We start from the raw sequence: 6,360 nt of genomic DNA on the forward strand, positions 1-6,360 counted from the left end.
GACTCCTACGATGTTCAAGTAGAGTACAAACCGTAACGTATTTAAAAGTGTGAAAAACATTGTTAAGCTCCGTCCATGTAGGTTCATGGGCGGAGCTTTTTTATGCCCATCAGTCAGCCAACCAGTTCTCCCTAACAAAGCCACTGCTATGGGTTGATTGGTTTGCGGAATGCCAGGTCTGGCGAAGCGTGATTCCTACCGCAGAGGCAAATCAATTGCCCGATTTGCAACATCAAATCAGCGATTTGAGTTGTGGATCAAAACCGCTATATGACCCATCAAACCAGGGATTTGATATGCAGGAAGCTGAACTGAAACAGCGCTTTGATGACGGCGCCCTGAAGCAAGCAACAGCCACCCCCGTGCCGATGGCCAGCAAGGGTTGGCACTTGGTGCTGACCGATAAGAAGTCGCGGCAGGTGGTGCTCCAACGTCAGCGAGGCCAGGAGCGCGAGTTCTCCACCCTGGACGCGGCGTTCAGTGCCGCACGGCGCATTGGCTTTCGTGAGATGACTGTCAGCGCAGGACTGTAACCATGGAGATCATCAGCTACGAACTCAGGGAGTGGGAATACCGTCAGCCCGAGGTCTACATCGATGACAATGGCGAGGCGCAGGTGCGCTATATCGGTGAGGCGCAGCAAATCGGCCCCATCACCCTGCTGTATCAGGTGGTGTTCGATGACAGCGGCAAGGTGACGCATTCTGAGCCGGTGGAAGCGGCCAATGCCTACCTGATGTATCAGAAGATTTATAACGAAGCGCAGTGCCTATCGGTGGCATGGCGTGCATTGAAGCATTACTTCACCTTTCTGGCTAACGAAAACGCCACCCGTGCTGCGAAGAACGCCGAACGGCGAGAGTTGGGGCAAGATGAACTGCCGTACTTGAGCTGGAACGCGATGCCGCTCAGGGAAAATCAGCGCCCGACCTACCGTTACCGCCAGTGCCTCAAGGATTGCTACAAGTCGGAAGATCCGGACGTGCATCTGGCGCGCAGTACCGCCAATGCCTACATGAACCGGGTGGTCGATTTCTACAAGCACTACATCAAGCACGGCTTTCAGTTTGAGCACCCCCCGTTCCAGTACGAGCTGGTCAGCATCAGCGTCGGCAATGACTACCGCTCAATGAAGGCACAACGGCGCATGGAGGTGCACACCACTGACCTGCGTCTGAAACTGCCCAAGGATCGTCGTAAGCGCCCCAGCCCGCTGACGGCGTTGGCCCCCTACCAGTGGGAGGCACTGGACAACATCCTGCGCAACACGCGAAAGATCCTGACTAAGCGCGATGGGCAGTTGGTGCTGTCCCGCTTCCCCATCGAATTCAGCCTGGTTTTTCTGGTGATGCGCTGGACGGGGCTGCGCCGGGAAGAGGCGCTGACCCTCCGTGCCGGCCAGATTTTCAAGCCCAATGAACGTCAGTTGCGCAGGGGTTATGTCGAGATTGATGTCGGCCCCTCAGTCGGGGTGGAGACCAAATTCGACAAGCACCGCACCATCGAGATGCCTGCCGAGCTGATGGTTCAGATATACGACTACCTTCAGTCGCCGCGTTACATCAAGCGACGCAATAAGCACCGTGACACGCTTACCACTAACCAGCGCCTGTTCGGGAACTACTACCTGTTCCTGAATGAAAACGGCCAGCCGTATGCTGTGAGCACCCTGAACAGTCGCTGGTCAGACATCCGCCGCACGCTGGCCCACAACAAGTTGGGACTGGGCGAGCCGTTCGAGCATAAGGCGCATAACTTGCGCCCGTCCTACGCGGTCGAGCGCTGGATTAACCTGGTCGATCACGGCGTGGACGAAGGCAAGGCGTTCCGCCACATTCAGGACCACCTCGGCCACGACGAAGAAGACACGACCCGCGACTACATGCGCCAGGCGCAAGACCGCCGCAATGGACGGCGCAGTCCGCAGGAGGTGTTCGAAAACGTGATCGATTTCCACTTCAAACAGGGCGCATTTGCCCTTACAGGGGCTTCGGATGGCCTTTAAGAAGAAGAGTAGCCGTAAGCTGCCGGCCAGCCAGGTGCAGGCAACGCTGCCGCCCACGCCGATTTCCATCGAGTCGATGGTCATCGGAACACCCAGAGGCAAAGCCTACTTCAAGCGGTTGAAATACCGGGGGTGCCCAACGGTCAGTACTGGCGGTGGGAAAGTAGCGGCGGGCTTGTTCAAACACCCGGAGCAACTGGTGGATATGCAGCGTGACCGGCAAATCCGTGAATTGTACACCCTGTTCAGTGAGTGGCCGACCAATGAAACCACCCATAGTACCTTCACCAACTTGTGTGAATACGTGAGGGCACTGGACGCTGCTGAACGTCCAGTGGATTTCTCGGAAGGCAATGTGCTGTGGTATGGCAAGGAGTTGCAGCGGCTGGTCAAACTGAGTAAAGCGCAGGGTGGCATCAGTCACGGCACGGCAACGCGTCGCAAGGCGGGTTTGGTAGCCATCCTCAAGAGCCGTGGGCAGTCCCAACTGGCTGCGCAGTTACCGCCGTTCAACGCGAATAAGAGCCGGACACCGCACCCGACACTGGATGACGACGGCTTTACCCGCGCAGGGCTGTTCCTAACCCGTGGTTATAACGGCTACTTGGCGCACTCCCTGGCGGGAACAGTGCCAGAGGTGTGTCCGCTGCATAACGAGGCGCGGCTGACCATGCTTGGCTGTACCCCAAAAGAGATAGGCATCATCCGCGCCAATGCCAAAAAAAGAGTTCTCCCCGTTAATGGCGACTGGCGCAATCATCTGGTCGCTCTGGGAATGCTGATGACCTTTATGTTCACTGGTATCAACCCGACCCCGCTCTTCAACCTGCGGCGGCGCGATGTCGGGTTTAAGAAGGCGGCGGGTGACCACTACGACCTGGTGAGCCTGAAAGACCGCGCCGGTGGCCAGAAGCAGAACAATGAGTTGGGGTTCACTAAATTCAGCAAGGAATTCATTGAAGGCTGGCTGAAAGCCACCCGCGCCTGGGCGGACGATGACCCGAACGCGCTGGTGTTCCCCAGGTTTTCAGAGAGCGGCGCGCAGGTCTCATGGGGCCAACCTAGTCCGCCGCCGCAACTATGCATCAACAAGGTGCTGCAGGTCCATGGCCTGCCCAAAGTCACGGCCAGTGTCTTCCGCAAGACCCGTTCCTCGCAGCTTATGCGGGTGCTGGACGATACGCATGCCGTGGCTGATGCCAACAACAACAGTGCCGAGACCACCAATAGGGACTACCTGTACGGGGTGCAGGCACAGCATGACCTGGCCAACGCCGGCGCCTTTGAGGCCCAGCACAAGATGGCAATGGGCACCGACAAGAAACAGGCTCTGGATGAGGCCACCTGGCAGTGCAAAGATCCGCTGACGGAGTTGGAGTACCTCAAGTTTAAAAAACAGCGCCCGAACAAGACCAAGAGTGGGCTGGGGTGCGAGGAACCGCTGGCCGACAAGATCGCTAAACAGCGCACTAAGTACCGCCATATCAACCCCAAACTCGATATCTGTATCGATTTTCTCGACTGCTTTGAGTGCCCGTCGCATGGTCTGGTGGCCGAAACGGACGATATCTGGATGATGCTCTCGTTCCGAGACTCGCTGCACGAAGCGTTGGCGCGTCCGGCCTACAACAGCGTGCCTTCCGAGCGGTTCACTGACATCGTACGAAAGACCGGGATTATCCTCGACAAGCTCCGGGCAAAGGCGCCGGATAACTACCGCGAGGCAGAGGAGATGAACCGGGAAGCCCCCCACCCGCTCTATGACGACAGCGATGCGATTGACGACATAAGGAGGATGTACGCCTGATGACAGCGACACTGTATTCTTTTGCTCTGGGGCTGTCTGAGCACCCTTTTACCGCCGTCGAGCGCGTTCCCGTGGCCACCACCCATGCCGATGGCACGCCATGCAGCTATGTCTACGATATCACCTGGGACTACCACGGCATGCTCGCTGCCAGCACCGGAACCAACCTGGAGCTGCATTTCGAGCACATTGACCCGGCGCGTCGGCCCGGTATCCAGCGCGCCCTGCACGCCATTACCTGCGACAAACCACTGAGCATCAAAGAGCTCGCGGTGAAGCGTTACACCCTGCAAATCATTGCCGACTCACTCGGCGGCACCGACTGGGCGCAGCTAGATGTGGAGCTTCACTACGACCGCTTCAAAAAGGCACTCAAGGCGCAGAACCGCAGTACGGGAGTCGTCCGGTACATCCAGTCGGTGCTGCGCGACCTGTGCAATGCCGGGCTGATAGAGCACTACATCGCCGGCAGCGAGAAGTTCGTCAAGGAGTGCGCCAGTACAACAAAGCGTCGCCAGCAGCACATCGCGCTGCCGGAAACCATGGCCAGCAAGTTGTTCGCCAGCGCGATAGCCATCGTCGAGCGCTACCACCCCTACCGCCACGCCATCAGCGCCGGCTATGACGCCCTCTATAGCGAGTTGGATGAGCGCAGGGCACGGGGGAAGGATACATCTAAGATGGCACAATGGGCGAGGTCCAACCTCGACCACGGTGTGCCGTTTGACGACTTTTACCTCGGTACCGGAGCCTTATGCGCCGGGGAAATCCAGGTCGCCTGTTGGCTGGTACTGCTCGGTTTTAGCGGTGTTCGCGATAAAGAGGGTAAGTCGATGAACCAGGGTAGCTACGATGACAGCCGCAGCTATCAGAACAAGGTGGTGCCCGTGCTGCACGGGCGCATAAGCAAGAGCGAGCAAGCTGGCAAGCCCAAGCCGGAGTCCTGGGTGACCCATCCCATCGTCAAGCTGGCGCTGGAGCTGGCCGACGACATGAGCGAATTTGCCCGGAAGCGCTACCGTGCTGTTTTGCAGGCCCAACCTCAGACCCCTCGGCGCGACAGCATGATGAACGACCTGTCTTCCGCCTTTCTGGTGCTGGACCTGAGCCGTCAGCATAAAAATGTCATCATGTCAGGCCTGAACAGGAAACTGCCAGCGTTTGCCGAGAAATACGGGGTGCGGGCTACGGCGGAAGATGTGGCTGAGTTTGATGCCATGAATCCGACCCGCAAGGGGCAGTTAGCGGTCGGTGCTTTGCTGCCCAAGCTGTCCAACCACGATTTTCGCCGCACTTACGCCGTCTTCCTGTGTCGCAACAGGCTAGGCAACCTGATGACCCTGCGTAGCCAGTACAAGCATGACAACACCGCGATGACAGACTGGTATCAGAATGGCGCGTCACTGGCGGCGATCCTCGATCTCCGGTTGGATGAGGACTTGCGTAAAACAGTGGAGCAGGCCAACCTGGACATCCACGAAAATGTCCTGTTTGAGATCTTCAATGAAGACGAGAACCTCGGCGGGTTCGAGGGGCGCAGGATCAAGGCGGAGCGCGATGCGCACCAGGCCAAATACCCCGGCCAGATCTACATGTCGCGGGAAGAGATCCGTACCATGTTGCGCAATAACACGATTGCTGTGGTCGAGCATCCAACAGGGCTCTGTTTTAACCCGGACTGCGACCGGATCTGCGCCAGTGAGAAATCAACCGTGACCTGTAAAAAAGAGGTAGTGCCGACTCGGTTGGTGCGTGAGAACTACCTGCCCCGACACCAGCGCTGGGTGAGCAAATTCAGGGCCCTGAACACGGGTCGTTATTACATGAAATCAATCCTGGCGGACATCTTGACCGACATTAAAGCCATCGAGAAAACCTTGGCTGAGCACAAGATCCCGTTTGAGCCCCTCACCGACGAGATCGTTGCGCCGGGCATTGCAGATGTAGGAGAGGTGGTATGAAAATCACAAAGACCCAGATCACCGAGCAGCGCCTGCGTGATGCGCTTCAGCGGCTGCTGGACGGCAAGCCCGAGCGTACTAAGGCCGATGGCAAGATCAGCCTGTCGCGCATCAACAAGGAGGCGGGATGTAGTCACGGCCTGATCTACAAGTATCCCGAGGTGATGACCGAGGCCAAGGAGGCGATAGAGCAGTACAAGGCCAAGCAGCAACGTGATGGTGTGCTGGAAAGCCTGTCTGCCGGCGTGGACAAGGAAACCCGTCTCAGGGCTGAGCGTGACAAGCAGGCAGAACTGAAGCGCGACTACCGTGAACAGCGGGACAGTTTCCAGGCATTGGCTGATGACGTGGTAAAGCGTGAGAACGCTCTGCTGTTTCGCTGTCACGAGCTCCAGTTGGAGCTGAATGCGCGTGATAACACGAAGGTTGTCCCGCTGCAGGACAAAGGCCGAGTGTGAAAAGTGGCGCTCGATACGCTCGGTTATTCACAGGAATTGTGGAAATGTTCGGGGATAATGAGAAATAACACTAAGGTAGTGTTTTTATTCGCAATTCACCCAACAACTCTCATAATTTACGTAACAGTG

The 6,360-nt window shown here is 57.4% G+C and carries 5 protein-coding genes; all 5 read left to right on the top strand.

Annotated elements, in window-relative coordinates:
- Positions 1–296: 296 nt before the first annotated feature.
- From BUC04_RS23390 to BUC04_RS23410, 5 genes are read left to right on the top strand one after another with little or no spacing between them, the layout of a single operon-like run.
- Entirely contained in the window at positions 297–533 is a 237-nt protein-coding gene (locus BUC04_RS23390) for a hypothetical protein (protein WP_067666196.1), read from the top strand.
- 2 nt (positions 534–535) lie between these two features.
- Positions 536–2,005, top strand: a complete 1,470-nt coding sequence (locus BUC04_RS23395) for a tyrosine-type recombinase/integrase (protein WP_067666193.1) — start codon at positions 536–538, stop codon at positions 2,003–2,005.
- A complete protein-coding gene (locus tag BUC04_RS23400) occupies positions 1,995–3,812 on the top strand; it encodes a hypothetical protein (RefSeq protein WP_067666190.1) in 1,818 nt (605 codons plus the stop codon). The genes BUC04_RS23395 and BUC04_RS23400 overlap by 11 nt, the downstream gene beginning before the upstream one ends.
- The gene (locus tag BUC04_RS23405; RefSeq protein ID WP_067666187.1) at positions 3,812–5,773 is read left to right on the top strand and encodes a hypothetical protein; all 1,962 of its coding nucleotides are present in this window, start codon (positions 3,812–3,814) and stop codon (positions 5,771–5,773) included. Before BUC04_RS23400 ends, BUC04_RS23405 begins: the two co-directional genes overlap by 1 nt.
- Positions 5,770–6,231 (top strand): hypothetical protein, encoded by a 462-nt coding sequence (locus tag BUC04_RS23410; protein WP_067666184.1) that lies wholly within the window; start codon positions 5,770–5,772, stop codon positions 6,229–6,231. The genes BUC04_RS23405 and BUC04_RS23410 overlap by 4 nt, the downstream gene beginning before the upstream one ends.
- Positions 6,232–6,360 lie beyond the last annotated feature (129 nt).

The sequence above is a fragment of the Ferrimonas marina genome (assembly GCF_900129905.1).
In the GTDB taxonomy this organism is placed as follows: domain Bacteria; phylum Pseudomonadota; class Gammaproteobacteria; order Enterobacterales; family Shewanellaceae; genus Ferrimonas; species Ferrimonas marina.